Origin of the sequence: Nostoc sp. MG11, from assembly GCF_014904695.1 — a bacterium.
Taxonomy (GTDB): Bacteria; Cyanobacteriota; Cyanobacteriia; order Cyanobacteriales; family Nostocaceae; genus Komarekiella.
In genome coordinates this window covers 56,811-76,811 of record NZ_JACXXN010000008.1, presented here as the reverse complement: position 1 = coordinate 76,811, position 20,001 = coordinate 56,811, and the positions used below count along the sequence as shown (strand labels likewise).

Annotated in this window: 16 protein-coding genes; 12 read left to right on the top strand and 4 right to left on the bottom strand. The window is 41.4% G+C overall.

Annotated elements, in window-relative coordinates:
* Nucleotides 1–29 precede the first annotated feature (29 nt).
* The 6 genes from HCR01_RS14225 (at nucleotide 30) to HCR01_RS14200 (ending at nucleotide 7,130) form a co-directional block, all read left to right on the top strand.
* Nucleotides 30–674 carry a DsbA family oxidoreductase gene (locus HCR01_RS14225; RefSeq protein ID WP_193196815.1) on the top strand — a complete coding sequence of 215 codons (645 nt, stop codon included), beginning with the start codon at nucleotides 30–32 and terminating at the stop codon, nucleotides 672–674.
* Nucleotides 675–707: 33 nt separating this feature from the next.
* Nucleotides 708–1,868, top strand: coding sequence for an FAD binding domain-containing protein (locus HCR01_RS14220; protein WP_193196814.1), 1,161 nt, complete (start codon nucleotides 708–710; stop codon nucleotides 1,866–1,868).
* A 38-nt stretch (nucleotides 1,869–1,906) separates the two neighbouring features.
* Complete coding sequence (gene ribE / locus HCR01_RS14215; RefSeq protein ID WP_193196813.1) at nucleotides 1,907–2,551, top strand: riboflavin synthase; 645 nt, start codon at nucleotides 1,907–1,909, stop codon at nucleotides 2,549–2,551.
* A 194-nt stretch (nucleotides 2,552–2,745) separates the two neighbouring features.
* Complete coding sequence (locus HCR01_RS14210) at nucleotides 2,746–3,693, top strand: 50S ribosomal protein L11 methyltransferase (RefSeq protein ID WP_193196812.1); 948 nt, start codon at nucleotides 2,746–2,748, stop codon at nucleotides 3,691–3,693.
* Nucleotides 3,694–3,773: 80 nt separating this feature from the next.
* On the top strand, nucleotides 3,774–4,754 hold the full coding sequence (locus HCR01_RS14205) for a magnesium transporter CorA family protein (protein ID WP_193196811.1): 981 nt from the start codon (nucleotides 3,774–3,776) through the stop codon (nucleotides 4,752–4,754).
* 648 nt (nucleotides 4,755–5,402) lie between these two features.
* Nucleotides 5,403–7,130, top strand: coding sequence for a SulP family inorganic anion transporter (locus tag HCR01_RS14200; protein ID WP_193196810.1), 1,728 nt, complete (start codon nucleotides 5,403–5,405; stop codon nucleotides 7,128–7,130).
* 203 nt (nucleotides 7,131–7,333) lie between these two features.
* Here the strand turns inward: HCR01_RS14200 and HCR01_RS40430 are convergent, their stop codons facing one another.
* The gene (locus HCR01_RS40430) at nucleotides 7,334–7,528 is read right to left on the bottom strand and encodes a hypothetical protein (protein WP_320073116.1); all 195 of its coding nucleotides are present in this window, start codon (nucleotides 7,526–7,528) and stop codon (nucleotides 7,334–7,336) included.
* 697 nt (nucleotides 7,529–8,225) lie between these two features.
* Between HCR01_RS40430 and HCR01_RS14180 the strand changes: the two genes are divergently transcribed.
* From HCR01_RS14180 to HCR01_RS14160, 5 genes are all read left to right on the top strand, one after another.
* Nucleotides 8,226–9,125, top strand: coding sequence for a lipid kinase (locus tag HCR01_RS14180; protein ID WP_193196988.1), 900 nt, complete (start codon nucleotides 8,226–8,228; stop codon nucleotides 9,123–9,125).
* 1,103 nt (nucleotides 9,126–10,228) lie between these two features.
* Nucleotides 10,229–11,410: a low temperature requirement protein A gene (locus tag HCR01_RS14175; RefSeq protein ID WP_193196807.1), complete on the top strand. Its 1,182-nt coding sequence runs from the start codon at nucleotides 10,229–10,231 to the stop codon at nucleotides 11,408–11,410.
* A gap of 261 nt (nucleotides 11,411–11,671) precedes the next feature.
* Entirely contained in the window at nucleotides 11,672–12,433 is a 762-nt protein-coding gene (locus HCR01_RS14170) for a class I SAM-dependent methyltransferase (RefSeq protein WP_193196806.1), read from the top strand.
* 78 nt (nucleotides 12,434–12,511) lie between these two features.
* Entirely contained in the window at nucleotides 12,512–13,474 is a 963-nt protein-coding gene (locus tag HCR01_RS14165) for a hypothetical protein (protein ID WP_193196805.1), read from the top strand.
* A gap of 236 nt (nucleotides 13,475–13,710) precedes the next feature.
* Nucleotides 13,711–15,402 carry a potassium channel family protein gene (locus HCR01_RS14160; RefSeq protein ID WP_193196804.1) on the top strand — a complete coding sequence of 564 codons (1,692 nt, stop codon included), beginning with the start codon at nucleotides 13,711–13,713 and terminating at the stop codon, nucleotides 15,400–15,402.
* Between the two features lie 143 nt (nucleotides 15,403–15,545).
* Here the strand turns inward: HCR01_RS14160 and HCR01_RS14155 are convergent, their stop codons facing one another.
* On the bottom strand, nucleotides 15,546–16,388 hold the full coding sequence (locus tag HCR01_RS14155) for an Rpn family recombination-promoting nuclease/putative transposase (RefSeq protein WP_193196987.1): 843 nt from the start codon (nucleotides 16,386–16,388) through the stop codon (nucleotides 15,546–15,548).
* A 246-nt stretch (nucleotides 16,389–16,634) separates the two neighbouring features.
* Here HCR01_RS14155 and HCR01_RS14150 point away from each other — a divergent pair, with 246 nt between their 5' ends.
* Nucleotides 16,635–16,871: a hypothetical protein gene (locus HCR01_RS14150; RefSeq protein WP_193196803.1), complete on the top strand. Its 237-nt coding sequence runs from the start codon at nucleotides 16,635–16,637 to the stop codon at nucleotides 16,869–16,871.
* Here the strand turns inward: HCR01_RS14150 and HCR01_RS14145 are convergent.
* Both HCR01_RS14145 and HCR01_RS14140 read right to left on the bottom strand, forming a co-directional pair.
* Nucleotides 16,863–17,738, bottom strand: a complete 876-nt coding sequence (locus HCR01_RS14145) for an MBL fold metallo-hydrolase (RefSeq protein WP_193196802.1) — start codon at nucleotides 17,736–17,738, stop codon at nucleotides 16,863–16,865. The genes HCR01_RS14150 and HCR01_RS14145 overlap by 9 nt on opposite strands.
* Nucleotides 17,739–17,883: 145 nt before the next feature.
* A complete protein-coding gene (locus tag HCR01_RS14140) occupies nucleotides 17,884–19,983 on the bottom strand; it encodes a potassium channel family protein (RefSeq protein ID WP_226889338.1) in 2,100 nt (699 codons plus the stop codon).
* Nucleotides 19,984–20,001: the final 18 nt, after the last annotated feature.

Below are 20,001 nucleotides of genomic sequence, written 5' to 3'. Positions count from 1 at the left end.
CAATCTACAGGACGAACCAGGAGGCAATCGTGACTTTAACAATCGAAATCACCTCAGACTTCATCTGCCCGTGGTGTCTAGTTGTCGATACCCGACTCAATCAAGCGATTGAACAACTCAAGACTCCCGTTGAGATTAAGCGCATCTGGTATCCATTCGAGCTGAATCCAACCATGCCCGAAGCAGGCATGGATCGCAAAACCTATCGCTCCAACAAATTTGGTAGTTGGGAATACTCCCAATCTTTAGACACTCAAACCATACAGGCAACTGCAAGTGACGGCATTGAGTTTCGCTATGACTTGATGCAGATCACGCCAAACACCCTCAAGGCGCATCGTCTGACCTGGTTGGCTGATCAAGAAGGTAAAGCAACCGAGATGGTTGAGCGGATTCTCAGGGCTTACTTTAGTGAAGGACAGGATATTACCCAAGTCGAAATCCTAGTCCAACTCGCGGCTGAAGTTGGGCTAGAGGCTGATCGGGTGAAAGCATTCTTAACTTCAACGCAAGGGGTGAAGGAAGTAAAAGCACTGGAGCAGCAGGCAGCAAGCCGCAATATTCGCGGTGTACCGAATATCAAAATTGGCAAAGAAACGATTGTTGGTGCTCAAAGTGTGGATGTCTTTTTAAGCGCCTTGCTAACCGCAGTAAATGAGCTACAAGCAGCGTAACCTCACGAGTCAAAGGACTTCAAGGAGAATTTAATGACTCTGGAACCTACAGGCAACCGTGCCATCGTGATCGGCGGCTCACTCGGCGGCTTGTTTGCGGGAATGATGCTGCGATCAATCGGTTGGCAGGTCGATATCTACGAACGCTCTGCTCATGATCTCGACAGCCGAGGCGGTGGTGTTGTGCTTCAACCTGATGTGGTGGAAGCGTTTCAACGAGCAGGTATTGATACTCAAGCCCTCGGCGTCGTAGCGCATGAACGCTATTACTTGAACCCAAATGGCAGCATTGCCCAACCGATGCCGATGCGCCAAATGCTCACTTCTTGGAATTTGTTATATGGCTCTATGCGGCGACATTTTCCCGCCCAGCATTACCATGCTGGAAAACAATTGAGCGACATCCACCAGGCGAGTGAAAAGGTAACAGCGACCTTTACCGATGGAACTCGTGAAACGGCAGATTTACTCATTGGTGCCGATGGCCCGAACTCGACAGTGCGACATCAGTTTCTATCGGATGTTCACTATCAATATGCCGGGTATGTCGCTTATCGAGGACTGGTCAACGAAGCTGATCTGGAGGCGGAGGCTGCCACTCTGTTCACCGAGCGATTTGTGTTCTATCAATTTCCCAATTCTCACATTCTCCAATATGTGATTCCTGGTGAGGGTGAATCTCTGGAGCTTGGAAAACGCCGTTTCAACTGGGTTTGGTATGTCAATTATGATGAGGCGACAGAACTGCACCGCATTCTGACTGATAAAAATGGCAGGCAGCGCGACTACTCGATTCCACCGGGGCTGTTAGCTGCCGATGTAGAACAAGAGATGCGATTGTACGCTGATACCGTCCTGGCTCCTCCATTTCAAAAGCTCGTTAGGGCAACACAAGAGCCGTTTGTTCAGGCAATTTTAGATCTGGGAGTGCCGCAAATGACGTTTGGACGGGTGGCACTGACTGGTGATGCTGCCTTTATTCCTCGCCCGCACACTGCGGCTAGTACCGCCAAAGCGGCAGCAAATGCGATCGCCCTGGCAGAGGCTCTAGTTAAGCACAACCATAATGTAAGCAAAGCGCTGAAAAGCTGGGAACCGCTTCAACTTGCCTACGGTAGGCAACTCATGGCATCGTGTCAACAATTGGGCGATCGCTCTCAATTCAGCCACGGAGTCAGTCGGTTTGGCGAATAGAAAAGCCTTTATCCTAAATTAAACCCATAAGGAGAATTATGTTTACTGGAATAGTGGAAGAGATTGGAGCGATCGCGTCAATGGATTTGCGTAGAGGTGCGACTAGTTTGGTAATTCAGTGCAAAACAGCATTGAATGGAACGCATCTTGGCGACAGTATTGCAGTCAATGGTGTTTGCTTAACCGTAGTTGCCCTGAGTGAACACAGCTTTACGACTGAAGCCGTACCTGAAACCTTGCATCGAACTAATCTCGGTAATCTCAAAAAGGGAAGCCCAGTCAATCTGGAGCGATCGCTGACCCTAAATCGCTCGATGGGTGGTCATTACGTGCAAGGACACATCGATGGCACCGCCCGAATTGAGCGGCTAGAGTCTGAGGGTGAGGCATTAAACTACTACTTCGAGACTCCTTCGGAACTACTGCGTTATATCGTGCCAAAGGGATTCGTGACAGTGGACGGTGCCAGCCTAACGGTCGTTGACGCAGATTCACAAGGGTTCAGCGTCACACTTATTCCCCACACTCAGCAATGGACGGTAATGGGTAAAGAACAGGTCGGCTACCTGGTCAATGTTGAGGTAGACATTATGGGTAAGTATATCGAGAAGCTGATGGGTGAAAGGCTATCTAGTCTTGAGCAACGCCTGGCAGTGCTGGAGTCCAACGTTTACCGACTTTAACCCGGATGATCAGCCTGTGTGTAGACGCGTTCGCGGAGCGTCTCGTAGAGAAGCGGCTTGCCGTTAGGCATCGCTCTTCAACTTTAGGGTTCACTTTGACATAGGATTGAAAAGCTGTCTGTCATCGGTAAACTTTTCACTCTTGCGGTCAGTGTTTGTTGTACAGCGATGCAGCTACGCCAGAGGAAAAAAATATGCAGTGGATAGAATTAAGTCTCGATACAACAAACGAGGCGGTTGATTGGGTCTGTACACTAGTTGCTGAAACTATCAATATTGATGATGTTCAGATCACAGAATATGCTGAATTAAACCAAGCCCAGTGGACGTTTACAATTCACTTATATCTAGCTTATGATGTCCATTCACGGGCACGTGTAGAAAAAATCGTTAATTTACTATCGCCCTTGCACCGTACGGGATTAGCGACGACGGTACAAACGACTGTGGTTGATCAAAAGCTCACAAACGCAGATATACAAAACCCCCTTGTGCATCGGATTGGAAAACGGTTCGTTGTGCTAGCTCCTGATGCACTTTATCAATCTCAAGCAGCAGACGAAATAACTTTGAGATTGAAGACAACCCTGTCCTTTGGCAGTGGTTTACACCCAGCAACTATTGTTAGCCTGCAAATGCTTGAGCGGTACGTCTTACCGACGATGAATGTTCTTGATTTAGGATCAGGTTCAGGTATTTTAAGTGTTGCGATCGCCAAGCTAGGAGCAAATGTCTTAGCATTAGACAACGACAGTATTGCTGTGGAAGCAACTCAAGAGGCTGTGCATCTTAACGGCGTAGAGCAACAGGTAACAGTGAGCAAAGGAAGTCTGGGATGTGGAAGCGACTTAGGACATTGGATGGGTGGAGACACCATCGACAATGTCCCAAAAATCGAGGCTAGAGAAAAATTTGACCTCATTGTTGCCAACATCCTAGCGCGGATGCATGTTGCCCTTGCTAATGATTTTCAGCGGGCGCTGCGTCAAACTGATGCACACACAGGACTACTGATTACAGCCGGTTTTACTACGGATAATGAGGACAATGTTGCTCAGGCATTAATGGAGGCTGGATTTGAGTTAGTCGGTTGTGAACGATTAAACGAATGGGTTGCAATTGCTCATCGCTTGAAAGTATAGCTACTTATAGCGGTTTTCGTCGTATCCTACTGTTGAGCAACGTATTATACCGTGTCTCACGACTCAATTAGGGCTGCTATATGCTAACTCTCCTCACCTTTTCTCAGAATCACCTGGATTTATTCACCAGTTGGGATGTTGATACGGTGTTGAAAAGGATTGATGGTTCTCATAATATCTGGTTGCGCTGTATTCACTTTCGCGATCGCACTGGAACAGCTAAAATTATCAAGCACTTTGGACTCAATCCATCTCGTGTTGACATGATTTTCAACCATTCCTCTATTGGAATTGATGAAGATACAGAAGATTGTTTATTTGACAGCTATGAAATCCTAACTCATCAAATAAAAAATCGGGAGTTTGAGGTAGCACGTGGCAGTATTGTGCTTGGTAGCAATTTTCTCATCACATTTGAAATCACTGAAGTAAAAATCTTAACTACACTAACTAATAATCTGCAAAAACGAACCATAGATATACAAAAGTGGGGAATTGATTATCTTTTTTATCTGATTTTTAAAGATACTTTGAATAATTACCATACTGTATTTGACTATATTTCTATACAACTTGATGATTTAGAAGATGAAGTTTTAGATAATTCTGGTGATGAATCAACTTACCAAAAAATTGCCACAATGAGGCAATCTACTCGTTTCGGACGTCGTAATTTTCAAAACATCAAGTCACTGCTAGCTATGATGGATTACGAAGATTTCCAATGGATCAGCCAGCCAGTAAAATTACTATTTAATCAAGAATTGGTTCAGAACGTTGATAATCTCTGGCAAGAATATCAATCTCTAAGAGTTTGGATGTCAGAATTAATGGAAATTCAACGCGATAATATTGCTAGCAAAACCAGCGAACGAATTAATCGCCTAACTATGCTCTCGACTGTGTTTTTACCAATCACTTTTATTGCTGGCGTCTATGGAATGAACTTTAAATATATGCCAGAATTAGATCAACCTTGGGCTTATCCTACTGTGATGATCGTGATGGCATTAATTGTGATTGGTAGTATTCTATACGTTAAACAACAACGTTGGTTATAGCCTCATGTCTAACCCTGTCAAGATGTAGCATCAACATTTGATGTTCTTTGTGCCTTTGTGGTGACAAAAATTCATTTCATAAACCACAAAGATACAAAGACACAAAGTAAAATCATTTATTAATCTACCGATAAAGCAGATTTTTCACCATCTTGACAGGGATGACCTCATGTCCTACCACAATGAAAAATGCATCGTTAGCGATCGCAATAGTGTAAAACTAACCATAGATTAAAACTAATGGTTATTGTAAATTTATTGTCATGTATCAATCATAAAACGATGAAACTCTAAAAATATATAAACTTTTCTCTATAATTGCAATTCAATAACGATAAAAGCATAATTAACAATATTGGCTTGAAAAGCTGTAAGCTATTTTAAACATCCCAATGAACAATGGTTATAAATAACGCTTGCAATTTAAATAAGTATTTATAACCAAATTTTTATTTTGCCCTAGCTTTCTTTATTTGAGATTTATACCATAACACACCATGTACAAAGGCGCGATCGCCTTTGGCACTGCAAGAAACTTATGTTTTCTTTGCAGAAATTTTAACGAAGATAAAAAATGAAATTTACTCAAAGTAGACCGCATTTTTTATAAGTCAATATGTTTGCGTTTTTGTTTTGAAATACCTCAATATGTCATTGACCAACACTATCCATTTTAGAAACTTACGAGGCGATTTATTTGGTGGTTTAACTGCCGCGATCGTTTCCTTACCGCTGGCGTTGGCGTTCGGTGTTGCTTCTGGTGCTGGGCCTGTAGCAGGTCTTTACGGTGCTGTTTGTGTTGGCTTTTTTGCCGCACTATTTGGTGGAACACCAACCCTAATTTCTGAGCCAACTGGGCCGATGACTGTAGTCATGACTGCAATTGTCAGTTCAATGACTGCAAATAACCCAGAGAATGGCTTAGCAATGGCATTTACCGTAGTCATGCTCGCCGGGATATTTCAAATCTTCTTTGGAATATTTAAGCTGGGGAAATACATTACCCTCATGCCCTACAGCATGATTTCCGGCTTTATGTCTGGGATTGGCGTAATTCTAATCATTCTACAAATTGCGCCTTTTGTCGGACAACCAAATCCTAAAGGTGGCGTACTTGGAATGGTACAAAATCTGCCAAATCTGTTAGCAAATATAAATCCTGCTGAAACAGTTTTGGGACTGCTGACCTTGGCCATTATTTTCTTAATGCCATCGAAAATTAAACGCTTCGCTCCACCGCAATTAGTAGCATTAATAGTAGTAACTGTAGTTTCTCTTGTTTTCTTCGGAAATATTGAAATTAGACGAATTGGCGAAATCCCGATGGGACTGCCAAAATTGCAAATGCCCACCTTCAGTGCATCCCAAATCACTATGATGATCGTTGATGGCGCGATGTTGGGGCTGTTGGGTTGTATTGATACATTGCTAACAGCAGTGATTGCCGATAGTTTGACTCGCACCGAACATAAATCTGATAAAGAATTAATTGGTCAAGGTATCGGTAACTTAGTATCTGGTTTGTGTGGTGGACTACCTGGTGCTGGTGCAACAATGGGAACGGTGGTTAATATCCAGACTGGTGCTAAAACGGCTTTATCTGGACTAACTCGTGCCTTAATCTTACTAATTGTAGTTTTGTGGGCTGCGGGTCTAACTCGAAGCATTCCCATGGCAGTTTTGGCTGGTATTGCCCTGAAAGTCGGGATTGACATTCTGGACTGGAGCTTTTTGAAACGCGCTCATAAAGTATCCTTGAAGGGCGCAATTATTATGTACGGTGTATTGTTCCTCACCGTATTTGTTGACTTGATTGTTGCCGTCGGTGTGGGAGTTTTCATTGCGAACATCCTGACTATCGAACGTCTTTCCCAGTTACAGTCTCATGACGTGAAGACGATTACCGATGCTGATGATGCAATTATCTTGAACAATGAAGAGAAACAATTGCTAGATCAAGCTAATGGACGCATCCTGCTATTTTACTTGAGTGGGCCGATGATCTTTGGAGTTTCCAAAGCGATCGCTCGTGAACATTCAGCAATGGCAGATTCCGACGTGCTAATTTTGGATCTGAGCGATGTACCCATGTTGGGCGTGACTGCTTCGCTAGCGATCGAAAATGCCATCAAGGATGCTTATGATCAAGGTCGTCAGGTATTGATAGTCGGTGCAGCTGGCAAGGTCAAACAACGCTTAGAAAAGTTTGGAATTTCAAAATTCGTACCCCAACATCATTTCTTTATGAATCGTGTAGAGGCACTCAAACAAGCTGTTGCTCTAGTTAATCCTTATGCAGTCAGCGCAAATACTACTAACGCTACCGAATACCCCTCTCAAGTAAATGATACTGACACCTACGGTTATCAGACTTAACGTGAGCTTCCAACGAACGGCATTCGTTGTGCCTTAAAAGAAACAATCTAGTTTCCTAGGAGTTCTATGAGTCTATGTAGTGTCCATCTAATTAGCCCTAAAAAAATGCCTCTAAAAGGTTTTGCTACACAAAACTTTCCCTCTCCGAGTCGGCTACAGTGTACACATAAGTCAAAAATTTTCACGCTGAACCCTCATCCCGCCTAGAACTTAAGTTCTAGGCTCATAGCGAAAGACAGTCCATCGTATAAGAGAGTATTAGCATTAGCTTTTCTCAAACCTTCTGCTGTCCAAGAATTATAAGTTTTCAATATTGCATAAAACCCTGTATTGGTAGTGTGACCATCATACAGGCGAATTTTGCTACCTTTTACATCTACTTGAAAAGTAGCTTGCATAAATTCCATGAATCGCGAATAATCTGTTTAATTAACTTTAATAAATTCTATTTCTAAATAATTAGGTATTGATTGATAACCTTTAACATCCATCACAGAAAGAGTTGATAATAGCGCCTTCAAAGTCATAGATAATGTTAGCTCTGCTGTGGAATATTTTGATACATAAAAATCACTATCTCCCCCAACAAAAACTTAGATAATTGTAAGTATCAATCTTATCTAAACCTATTCCATCTATAAAAATATTCTGATACAAATCAAAAACATGATTTGTGATTGGCACTATAATATGAGAATGAATAAGCGTATTATAAATACAAATATTTAAATCACAGTGTTTTTGTGAGTAATTACCCCATTTTCTAGGTATTAACACACCGATAGCTAATAAAGCTAAACTAGAGAAAACAAAACTTAAAAATTGACCTCTTGCAAAAGTCAGAAAATTATTAGTGTCATTCTGACCAGAACGTAGTGGAGGGTTCCCGTAGCGTTCCGCAAGAAGGAATCTCCGAGATGTTTCGCTCCGCTCAACATGACAATTTATGCATTTATGCAAGAGGTCTAATAAGTAGCCACAAAATAACAAGCCTTGACGAACTGAATTATTGTTAACTCGCATATTTATAGTAAACTCCAAGCAGAGTATATGGATGCAGATAATTGGACATTTAAACTACAAAGGGCACTACCCATGAGTTCCCGCGCACTGCTGTTAGTAAATCGTCACGCTCGTCAAGGACAAAAGAGTCTGTCAGAAGCGATCAATTATCTTAAGACACTCGGTTTTAGTGTAATCGAGGAGTCTATAGAAGACCCAAAACATCTTTCTGAAGTGATAGTTCGATATCAGCAGCAAGTTGACTTGGTAATTATTGGTGGTGGGGATGGTACTCTTAATGCCGCAGTAGATGCTTTAGTTGATACCCAATTACCCTTGGGAATCTTGCCTTTGGGAACTGCAAACGACCTAGCGAGGACTTTGGGAATCCCTAATTCTCTAACTGAAGCTTGCAAGATTATTGCCTATGGAGATTTGCGACGCATCGATTTAGGATGGGTAAACGGCAAGCACTTTTTCAACGTTGCCAGTTTAGGGCTAAGTGTGAAAATTACTCAGCGACTTACCAAAGAAGTCAAACGCCGTTGGGGAATATTCGCTTACGCCGCCACTGCATTACAAGTAATTTGGGAAGCACGACCTTTTAGTGCGGAGATTGTGCTCAATGGGAAATCGCTTCGTGTCAAAACTGTACAAATTGCCGTGGGTAATGGTCGTTATTACGGTGGTGGGATGGCAGTAGTTCATGATGCCACAATAGACGACCAAAGGCTAGATCTTTATAGCTTGGAGATTAAGCATTGGTGGCAGATCATACTATTATTACCTGCAATGCGACAAGGGCGACATATACATTGGCGGGGTGTTCGCGCTATTCAGGGACAAGAAATAGAGGTTTATACACGTAAACCCCGTCCGATAAATACCGATGGCGAAATTACTACCTACACTCCTGCTCATTTCCGGGTTATACCTAAAGCGGTAGCTGTTCTAGTACCCCCAGAAGAAACGGACATAGTTAATAGTCAATAGTCAACCCCTTCGAGAATTAAAAATTAAGAATTAAGAATTGTAATCAGGGGGGCTTGTACCCAAAATTAATTAAAAATTGTTTTTCTTGTTAATTTTTAATTTAAAAAAAGTCAAATCAATTGCTTGTTCTTAGAGGATGTTTGAAAAGTCTATGAAAGGTCTAGTTGGTCATTCTGTTCGCCTTGGTTACCGTAGGGTACGTAACGTTGGCAGAGCCTCTCGCAGAGAAGTGGAGTGTTCGCGTAGCGTCTCGTAGAGAAAAATCCCGATTTTCCGTTAAATTGTGAGATGCTTCATTACGCACTGAATTTGTAGGGCCTCTGCTAGTAAAATATCCGGCTCTAAATAGGTGAAGGTAAAAAACATTTTATCTCCTAGGGTGGCGACTCCTACGATGCGATCGCTACTAAGACACCTGCTTTAAACTTGAGTCATTTGGATTGGCTCATTGGTGTCAACTTAACGTGAAAGCTTAGTCTGATAAGCATTTCAAAGTTTTTCGATGTACCACCGAGACTTGAGATCCCCCCTAACCCACGCCAGTCGCTCCACTTGGGGAGACCCCATCGCATGATTGCGTCTCCCCAACTCTTGGAGACGCTACTTCGCGTTGGGAGAAGACCGCGCTGGCTCCCCTTTTGAAGGGGGGAATTAGAATCGAATGCCCCCTTAAAAAGGGGGTTGGGGGATCTGAAACTACTGGAAATTGAGTGTTTGAGCTGAAGTTGACACCAATGGGATTGGCTGACCAAGCACTTGTTCTACAATAAGCTGTTATGACTTTACTAGAATTTACGCATTGACAGAAAGATAATTATATGTGTTAGGTGTAAGCTTCTTTTTCACATATTTCTGTGGCTGCGATATTTCTTGTTTATCTCTCAACTACAAAGAATAAGTCCAAGTCAGCTAGTCCGGCATCGTCATCAGCGGAAACTACATTTCCAATTTTGGAAATAAGAGCTATGCGATCGCGCTTGCTGCAAAATAAACAACAAGATTGCCGACTTCTCTAAAAAGTCGAAAATCCGAACATTTTATGCTATGTAGCCAATTGCTTACGGCTAATGGTAAAAAACAATTAGTGATTGGCAATTAGCACTATGACCAATTTTCTGCAACCACCACGCCTACGCATTGGTGAAGAAAGCGAAGAAGAACGACGCGCCACTTGGCTAGAGCTTTTTTATGATTTGGTATTTGTGGTTGCAGTCTCTCAACTTGCCCACAATTTAACAGAAGATATCTCTCTATCAGGACTCTTTGGGTTTGTAGCTCTATTTATACCCGTTTGGTGGTCATGGATTGGCACGACATTTTACGCCAACCGCTTTGATAGCGATGATGTAATACGCCGATTGCTTGTTGGTTTGCACATGCTGACGGCTGCGGCGATGGCTATCAACATTCACCACGGTTTAGGCGAGAGTTCCGCTGGTTTTGCTCTTTCCTATGCTCTCGGTCGTGTTGTACTGATTGTCGAATACGTTCGTGCGGGAATGCACATCCCGTCAGCGCGTCCTTTAACTACTCGCTACGCCATCGGTTTTGCGATCGCAGCCTTCCTTTGGCTAGTATCGGCATTTTTACCCATTCCTTGGCGATTCGCACTCTGGACATTAGGAATCATCATTGACTTTGCCACACCCCTGACAGCACGTAAGTTACAACTAGGGTTACTTCCCCACGCCTCACACTTACCAGAACGTTTCGGGCTGTTTACCATGATTGTCTTGGGCGAAGCAATTATTGCGGTAGTTAAAGGTGTATCTGAGCAGAAATGGGATGTTTTAACTGTAATTTCTGCTGTGTTTGGTCTAATTATTGCTTTTAGCTTATGGTGGGTTTATTTTGATAACTTAGGTGGCACACCCATTCAGAGGGCGCGAGAAAATGGACAAGTTGGTGTTGTCAATCTCTGGCTATACACGCATTTACCGCTAGTGATTGGGATTGCTGCTGCTGGAGTCGGCGTAGAACAAATCTTGTTGAGTAAATCAGGATTAGTACTACCCGATCCCCAGCGATGGCTTATCTGCGGTGCAGTTGCATTATGCTTGCTAGCTCTCAGCATTCTCCATAGATTTGGGGTGATCCGCTATTGCAAAATCCGTTCTCAGTATAGACTTGGGGGGGCAGTTTTGCTAGTTGCGATCGCCATCTTTGGCAAAGGTTTGTTACCCGTTACAGTCATTGCCCTTGTAGCCCTAGTTGCTGCTGTGCAAGTCGTTCAAGATTTGTATCAAAGCCGTCCCACTACTCGCTTAGTCGATCCAGAAATTTAGTTTCCCTATGAAATAGAAAATGCTTTGTAGCTTGTAATTGGCGCTATCTTCGCTAAAACGCCAATTATTAACTTCAATTTCTTCTCAAATTCTGATTGCTCATCAGTCAAATTATGTTTACTAAATAAAAAATCATCTCATAAATATTCAAACTATCTTTGTAAAAGTATTTACGCTAAATTAGTTATTTTGTAATAATTCTAGTATTTTTGCTTACCTTCAAAATAGTCTTTAAGTATACTAACAAGTAGGAGGTATTGTATGACATCTCTTCCTGACTACAAAAATGATCCTGAAGCTTACGAAATTGAAGAACACTCTCGTCCAGACGAAATGCTCATGCTTGAGGTTGCTGGCGAAATGGCGGTAGAGTCACTTAAAAATACTCATAATGCCGTTGTACTTGATTTGTGTTGTGGTACAGGGCTTTCTTTGGAACGTATTATTAATCACCCAAATATTTCATGTGCTGTAGGCGTGGATATCTGCCAACCATACCTAGACTTTGCCAAAAGAAAATACGAACAATGTAGATTGAAACCAACTTTTATCCTTGGCGATGCCGTATCAGTTAAACTTCCACGTGAGCAATGGGATGTGATCATGTTGGCATCAGCTTATCATCATATCGAACATGAAAGAAAAGTTGAATTCTTAAATCGTGTACACTACCTTCTTGACAATTCTGGCTATGCAATCATTGCAGAAAATGTTTTGCCGGAATATGAAGAAGGTAACACAGAAGAATATGCTCATGCTGTGAAACAGTTTTACACTGAAGTTCTGAATACTGCAAAACAACAAAATCCTCACCTTCCTGATTATGTAGCGAATCTAATCAAAAGAGTGGCTCAGTATGGTTATGATGGAGACTATGAATATAAGGTTTCTCTGTCATTGTTACTAAAAGATTTAGCTAAAGCTAGACTTCAGATTGTTACACAAAAGCGTGTTTGGCCTCAAGATGAATCTAAATTGGGTAAAACAGGCGGTAATTATGTTTTTAAAGTCTGCTGCTTGTGAAACATACACATACTAATTTAATATATGAGAAAATTCCCTTAATCAGAATTGAACTAAAGACTCTTAAAGGATACAAGAATGGATAGTTCCTTAAAAAGAAACATTGCTTTTGCTTTTATTGGTGCATTGTTTTCCTTTATTTTAACGTTAAGTAGTACAGCATCCATAGCACCTACAGAACAACTCCACAAAATTATCTTACCTGCTATTATCTCAATCCCCCCAGGTTTAATTGCTGGATTACTTTTTGCTTTCATTCAAACTTACCAGGAAACGCTAATAGAATATAAACAAGAGGTTAGGGAATTAACTAAAATTCTTGATAAGAATGAAAAACATCTTGAACAAATTTATGATTTTGTTGATGCAGCAAAATCTAGCTTAAATCATTATGCTACTGTCAGGGGATTGCTGATTGCGAGTAAAACTCACAGATATTTAGTAGAAAGCTTCATTGAAAAAGCGGTAGGACATCCTTGCTATATACCAAGAGCTTCTGAAGATGACTTCTACGAAATACTAACTTTGGGTATTAGGGCGTCATCTAAAAGCTGGTGTGCAATTCACCAGGGACAGATTAGCAAGTTAGGTTTCAACCCTATTGATAATGAGGGAGAATTTTACTTTTCTTCCTTAAGAAATTCTGATTCTCATATTGAGAAAAAAAGAATAATTATTCTTAATAAAGATGAACAACAAGAGCTAACAAATCCCAATATTATGAAAGCATTTTGGGATAAGACAGGTAGAGACATTCCATCTTACTGGATTAGCGATGATTATTTCTACAATTTAACTAGGCTGAGCCGGGATATTAGAGTAGATGATTGCGCTTTGCATGATGATGAGGTACTTCTTCATTACCATCGGGAAAATAAGTTAATTATGTTAGCTTTTGAAGATAGTAGAGATCCTATTTGGAGCGCGGTAAAGAAACTTTTTCAAAGATTAGATACATTAGGGAATAGAAAAAGTTCAGAATTTAATTCCATTACTCAACAGGAAATTGATAATTTAATCAATCAACAAAATTTTCCCTAACAATATCCTAATTAAAGGTATTGCAAATCACCATAGCCCAATTTTTCGAGAATATATACTACTGCTATGCTATAGATTTAGTGTTAAATCATAACATTAGGTTTAAGAATTTTGTTAAAGTACTATTTCATTTAGATTATCGTGTTTTCAGCTACAGTTATATTCAAGCCAAGTAGGCAACAATATTGATAAATAACTAGAAAGGCAGCCCTTTCTGTAAACAATGCTGCTGTTTCATGAAACCTCGAATTATTGTTTGTGGCTTAGGACGTACTGGATATAAAATCTTTCGTTTGCTGAGACAGCAAGGAGCGTTTGTCGTTGGCATTCACAACAAACCCATTCTTGGCGAAGACACAAGAGACGTGATTATTGGTGATTTACAAGCAGCTGCTACGCTGAAAGCAGCGGAAATTGAGCAGGCACAGACTTTAGTGATCGCTGGGCCGGATGATGCTGTAAATTTGTCAATTATGATGCAGGCGCGGGTGTTGAATCCCCAAATTCGGATTATCAACCGCTTTTACAATACCAATTTAGGGGAGCGCCTAGATCATACTTTACCGGATCATTTGAGTATGAGTGTTGTCGGTTTGGCAGCACCCGTATTTACTTTTGCAGCATTAGGCAACCAAGCGATCGGACAAATCAAATTATTTAAGCAAACTTGGCCGATCCATGAAGAACACATTGATGAAAACCATCCGTGGAAGGGGCGACAATTAAGTGAATTGTGGGAAGACCGATCGCGGATGCTAATTTATTACTTACCAGTGGAAGGTGAGATGAATTTGGTATCTGCGGTGCTATCGGGACAAGAAATCAAAGTGGGCGATCGCTTAATCATTGGTACTCAACCTTACGTCCGTTCCAAGCGTAGATCAATGATTAGAAAACTGCTGAAAGTCATGAGCAATTTTAGGCAGTTTCAACAACACGGGCGATCGGTAGTAGTTGGCGCTGTTGTTTTGCTCGCCGTTATTATGGTTGCCACACTCACCTACATGTCTGCTGAACTAAGCTTGTCTGTTGTAGATGCTTTATATTTTTCTGTAGGCATGATCACAGGAGCAGGTGGTAATGACAAAGTTGTAGAAAAAGCTCCCGACAGTATTAAATTATTTACCGTTGTCATGATGCTAGTTGGGGCAGTGGTGATTGGTATTTGGTACGCAATGCTCACCGATTTTGTCCTAGGAAGCCGCTTTAAGCAATTTTGGGATGCTGCTCGCATTCCCCAGCGACATCACTATATCGTCTGTGGCTTGAGTGGCATCGGTTTAAGGATTGTCCAGCAACTCCATGCTAGCGGCAATGAGGTGGTAGTGATTGAAACTGACCCCAATAACAAATATGTCAACACTGCGCGGGGGCTGGGTATTCCAGTAATTCAGGGTGATGCCAGCTTTCGCGCAACACTCAAAGCTAGCAATGTAGACTCTGCCGCCGCAGTGCTTGCCGTTACCAGCAATGATGCCACTAATCTAGAGATTGCCCTCAAGGCTAAAGGACTAACACCTAGCATTCCGGTGATTGTCCATTATGCTGATCCTGATTTTGCTGGTATGGCACAACAAGTATTTGATTTCGAGGCCGTACTAAGTCCGGCTGAACTAGCTGCTCCAGCTTTTGCGGCGGCTGCACTTGGGGGGCAAATCCTTGGTAATGGCATCACAGCCGATAGTCTTTGGGTGGCTTTTGCTACGGTGATTACCCCGTTGCATCCTTTGTATGGTCAGCGTGTAAAAGATGTAGCAATGTCTGCTGACTTTGTTCCTTTGTACTTAGAAACTAATTACCAAACCCTTCACGGGTGGGATTTACTAGAAACTAACCTCAGTGCTGGAGATATTTTATATATGACCATGCCAGCAAATCGCTTATATCAGTTGTGGCGTGACGAGCGATCGCAAGTCATGATCAGTTGATTATCTCATTGCTAAGCTATTACCTTGTGAACTGATTGCACGGGAGTCAGGAGTCAAGGGACTGGGGACTGGGGATTGGGAAGAAATTCTTTTATTTTCCCCTCTGCTCCCCAGATCCCTCATCTCCCCTGCTCTCACTCTCGTTATTGATGCACTTGTAACCAAGCTATTAAATCCTCTGTCGTGGAGAAATCTAATAGAGCTTCACTGAGAGCTTCCAGCTGGACACTAGAAAGCTGTTGAATCTGTGCTTGCAACATTGGAGAAACTGTACCCAGCCGGCGCGTGAGTAGGCGCAGAGCTAGTGTCACCTCTCCTTGTTGAATACCTTGTTGAATACCTTGTTGAATACCTTCTTGCAGAATTTCTTGATATAGAGGTGATTCCCGCATAAGCTCCTCCCTGAGAAATTGTCGAACTAAATCCTCTTCAAATTTTAGTCTTGCCAAAACTTCCACACACGCAGAAATGTTTCGTTGTTTGTCTGATTCTTTGATCATATCGACCTTTGCAGCTACTTGCTCTAACAAGCCTGCGGGAGAGTCTGTTTGAGCTAGAACTGCTAAAGGTAGCAGTCCGGGATTTGTCAATAACAAAGATGAGTCTTGTTCCCAGATACGCACAACATGGTAAGAGTGGAAAGTTTTATCTACAGCAAACTGGTTAATGTAAACTGCCTCAGAGGTGGTTTCCTTCAAGAAAATAACCACCTGTTCAATGGAACAACTATACTTACGGTAAAGCCTGACCCAATAATCCAACATCCGCAAGGGTAGAGTTGGTTTGGAAGCAGGTACAGTCTGAAATTCTAAGTGGAGAATTTGGTTACGGTCTGGCAGCAAGTAAAGGGCATCTGAGCGAATAGGTTCAAGGTTAAGTTCAGTGGGTAATGGCTGAATTGCCGTGATATCGCCATCAAGTAGCCAATTTACAAACGCGTCTGGATACTCGACTGCTAGATAGCGACAGATGTTGTCGTAAGCCAAGAGGATGAGAAAATAGGATGGACTATACAATTTTAGAGATTGTATGTCTACTGTGGCGTACACGCAAAGCGGGTTGTCGTTAGACATCGCCAATACCAAAACAATTTGTCTGGTCAGTGCTAAAAAAAATTCCTTAATTAGCACTCCCTAAATTAAATAATCATAGTAATTTAACTTAAAAGCACCTCAATTTTAATTCTGAGCTTGGACGATGGAGTTCTGAACTCGGAGTTTTGAGTTCTGAGCTTGAACGATGGAGTTCTGAACTCGGAGTTTCAAGTTCTGAGCTTGGACGATGGAGTTCTGATCTCGGAGTTTCGAGTTCTGAGCTTGAACGATGGAGTTCTGATCTCGGAGTTCCGAGTTCTGAGCTTAAAGAATGAAATGCGATCGCCTACAGCGGGTACGCCATCGCAAAGTTTCATCCAGATTTTGACAGTCTATTTAAGTTCAGCAATTTCCAATAGCAGTAATTTACTCTAAAGATTCCATCAACTCAATACACTTGTGCATCTGCTGGCGCATGGTATCAGCATCAGCATGAAATCTTCGTCCATGGCCCGGTAGTACCCACTCAAAAGAGTAATTAGCCAATTGACGCATTGATTTAATCTGTTCTGACCAAGAATACCAACAAACATCGTAAAATGCAGCCAACTGGTGATAGCTTTCTGACCAAGCGAGATGGTCGCCAGTGAAGAGAAACTTGTTTTTGTAGAGTAAAACAGTATGTCCTTTGGTGTGACCGGGAACTGGGATAATCAATAAATCTGGAGTCAAGTTAAATGTTTCTGAACCAGTTAACTGAATTTCTACATTGCGAGTACCCGCCGATATTTCATCAGTGTGGAGAATGCGATCGCACTGAAAATGCTCAGCAAACTTTTGATGATCTGCTACATCATCTCTATGAGTTAGATACAGATAACGAATTCCTCCCATCTCTTCTAGATGCTTGACCAAAGGCGGCGTAAACCGGGGAGAATCTACCAAAATATTACCTTCTGGTAGTTGAATTAAATAGCTAGCAGCACCGTAGGATTTTTCGGAATGATAGCCGCAGTGGTAAACATTTTCCTCTACTAAAATTGGAAAACTCTGCTGAGCAACTTTGATATCTTGCGGCTTTTCAACTGTACCAATGGAACTGGTGGGACAAGATAACAGTGCTTCTAGCGCCGCTAATCTTTCTGCTTCATTTTTTGGTTGGTGATAAACTACTGACTGTTGATCAACACGAGAAAATACTTCAGAAGCCATCCAGCGACAGGTATCACAATCAATACAAGTAGTATCTACATAAAAATCGCCGTTGACATTTTGGCTATGACGCAGATTTAAATGAGCCATATTAATCCTCTAGTTTTCAGCCACTTATTAGGGAGCGATTAAACCTCATATCACTACGCTAGCAAAAATAGCCTCAGACGGTTGTGTCGCAAAAAATATAAAGTCAATTGATTGTTCTTAGATGATTGTTGCAACAGAACCGAATTTATTCTGTATCTTGAGCAAATGGTTTCAAGTAGGCTGTAACTCTTAATTTACTGAGCCTTCGCACTAGATACAAAGCTTGTTGTTTATATAGTGCTATTGGTAACTGTCCAGGCAAATTATTCATCAACTTTCTAGCTGTACTCATGTTACATCCTGAAATTAAACTTATTTCATTTGCGCCGTCAAAAATAGCATCTTGAGCTAAAACTTTCTCCACTTGTACTTGCCAAGTTCGAGGAAACATTTCGCCACGCTCAATCCGCTGGAGACTATTACTATTAGCCAGAACAATCAGGCGATCGCCAACAGCAAGTCGTATATTATCAGTAGGCATTAACTTAACAGGCGATCGCTTAAATTTTTGGTATAAAATCGGCACAACACCATAACCATACGCGACTTCAGCTAAGAGTAATTCATTCAGTGTATCTCCAGCTTCAATCATGTACTCCACTACCAAAATAGTTTTAGTATCAAAGTGAAAAACGCTGAGAATATTTTCCCCAAAAGCAGCAGCAGCAAAGACTTCTGCTGAAATAGCAGAAGTGCAAAGAACTTGAGCATAGGGAAACAATCGTGCTACGTTATCACTAAAGTATCGGTCGTAAGTACGAATAACCACATGAGTAGTAGGACTATGAACATGAGCCATCAAAGCTATTTCTAGATTCTCCATATCATCGTCCGTAACTACAACAATACTTTTAGTATTGGCGAAATTGATCTTGTCTAAAGCATCAGAAATATTACCGATAATCAGTGGTATTTTATTTATAAAATCTGCATTGATTGCTGTGCTACTAATACCTACCAAAGGTTGCTTGAGTTCTTGTAACAAAGCTGCAACTCGCTGACCAACTCTATTTAACCCAATAAGTACAACATAGTTATTTTTGGGCATCAATGGCTGATAATTATTGAAAAACTGGAATCTTGAACTTAACAAAGCATTCGTCAGCAATGCATATAAAACCCCAACAAAACCTATACCAATTACCGTTAATCCTAGGCTAAACAATCGTAACCACCCTGGCATACGTTCAGCTAGCTCTGGTGGTGTTTTAAAATTAATACCACCAAATAAATCACCATATCCTCCCAAAAGCAACATCGCAGTAGCATAAAATGCTTCGACTATGTTAGTTTCAGGATAATTTAAGCTATAAATAACTGTTCCAAAACACCAGAGAAAAAAGACTGTAATGCCACAGATAATTGCTACTCGTAAGCTCTGATAACGATCTGATGCTTGCCAAAGATATGCTATTTTCTGTTTTAAAGTCTTCCATGCTCTGCCTAATACAATCTCTTGCCATAACTGCTGCCAATTGTATCTAGACTGAGTTGCAAGTTGTTTGACTTGAAGCTGCTCTGTAACTTCAAGATATATAACAATATCCCCTGGCTGTAATCTAGCTTCTGGTTCCCACTGATGGAATTCTTGAGGCAAGCAAGATGGATTGTTAGTGTGATTTAATACTCTACGACATAAAGTATTTAGTTCACATACATGCCATTTATTGCTCCATTGATCACTCGGCTTAACCTGATGCTTTACTACCCGAAGTTGATGTCCTTCAAGTTGAAAACATCCGAGATTCTCATCTCCAAGGGCTGCAATAGCAAAGCCAGAAGCGGAAATTTGATTCGGCTCAAAGGCAATAAAATTGCCAAGATTCTGACTTAAAAGCTCATTGAGATTTTGTTTATCAGAACGTACAACAAGACGAACTTGGGGATTTAAAAGCCGTGCGGCAAAGGCAGCTTCTATATTCACCCGTTCATTACCAGTAACTAAAAGTATAGTTCGGCACTGACTAATATTGGCTTGTTCTAAAATACTGGTTTGACGGCAATCACCGATTAGTAACTGTTCTAATAGATCTAATAAATTCGGTACCTGCCAGTTTTTGGGTTCTTCTTGATCAATAGCATTGACAACAGCACCATATTCTTTCAGTATGGCAACACAATGCTGACCCAAACTTCCTAGCCCACAAACTAAAAACTGATCTAGTTTTGTTTGAGAATTTTTAACAGGCTGGTAATTATTTTCTGATGATGGCAGCATACAATAAATACCGCCAATGGTATACATTATTTACCTAATATTATT

Bases quoted from the DNA above. Each gene is read 5' to 3' on its own strand.
- HCR01_RS14210 (WP_193196812.1), top strand. From the start codon at position 2,746: ATGCAGTGGATAGAATTAAGTCTCGATACAACAAACGAGGCGGTTGAT.
- HCR01_RS14200 (WP_193196810.1), top strand. From the start codon at position 5,403: ATGTCATTGACCAACACTATCCATTTTAGAAACTTACGAGGCGATTTA.
- HCR01_RS14160 (WP_193196804.1), top strand. From the start codon at position 13,711: ATGAAACCTCGAATTATTGTTTGTGGCTTAGGACGTACTGGATATAAA.
- HCR01_RS14145 (WP_193196802.1), bottom strand. From the start codon at position 17,738: ATGGCTCATTTAAATCTGCGTCATAGCCAAAATGTCAACGGCGATTTT.
- HCR01_RS14205 (WP_193196811.1), top strand. From the start codon at position 3,774: ATGCTAACTCTCCTCACCTTTTCTCAGAATCACCTGGATTTATTCACC.
- HCR01_RS14180 (WP_193196988.1), top strand. From the start codon at position 8,226: ATGAGTTCCCGCGCACTGCTGTTAGTAAATCGTCACGCTCGTCAAGGA.
- HCR01_RS14220 (WP_193196814.1), top strand. From the start codon at position 708: ATGACTCTGGAACCTACAGGCAACCGTGCCATCGTGATCGGCGGCTCA.
- HCR01_RS14165 (WP_193196805.1), top strand. From the start codon at position 12,512: ATGGATAGTTCCTTAAAAAGAAACATTGCTTTTGCTTTTATTGGTGCA.
- HCR01_RS14140 (WP_226889338.1), bottom strand. From the start codon at position 19,983: ATGTATACCATTGGCGGTATTTATTGTATGCTGCCATCATCAGAAAAT.
- HCR01_RS40430 (WP_320073116.1), bottom strand. From the start codon at position 7,528: ATGCAAGCTACTTTTCAAGTAGATGTAAAAGGTAGCAAAATTCGCCTG.
- ribE (WP_193196813.1), top strand. From the start codon at position 1,907: ATGTTTACTGGAATAGTGGAAGAGATTGGAGCGATCGCGTCAATGGAT.
- HCR01_RS14175 (WP_193196807.1), top strand. From the start codon at position 10,229: ATGACCAATTTTCTGCAACCACCACGCCTACGCATTGGTGAAGAAAGC.
- HCR01_RS14170 (WP_193196806.1), top strand. From the start codon at position 11,672: ATGACATCTCTTCCTGACTACAAAAATGATCCTGAAGCTTACGAAATT.